Raw genomic sequence first — 218 nt, forward strand, 5'->3', positions numbered from 1 at the left:
GCTAGTAATCGCGGATCAGCATGCCGCGGTGAATACGTTCCCGGGCCTTGTACACACCGCCCGTCACACCACGAGAGTTTGTAACACCCGAAGTCGGTGGGGTAACCTTTTGGAGCCAGCCGCCTAAGGTGGGACAGATGATTGGGGTGAAGTCGTAACAAGGTAGCCGTATCGGAAGGTGCGGCTGGATCACCTCCTTTCTATGGAGAATTGATAAG

1 rRNA gene is annotated in these 218 nt (G+C 55.0%); it reads left to right on the forward strand.

Annotation, left to right across the window (positions count from 1 at the left end):
• Positions 1-200: ribosomal RNA gene (locus MR070_RS27025) — 16S ribosomal RNA — on the forward strand; the annotation flags it as partial.
• Between the last annotated feature and the right edge of the window lie 18 nt (positions 201-218).

Source organism: Bacillus cereus group sp. BfR-BA-01453, from assembly GCF_022662915.1.
GTDB classification, from domain to species: domain Bacteria; phylum Bacillota; class Bacilli; order Bacillales; family Bacillaceae_G; genus Bacillus_A; species Bacillus_A paranthracis.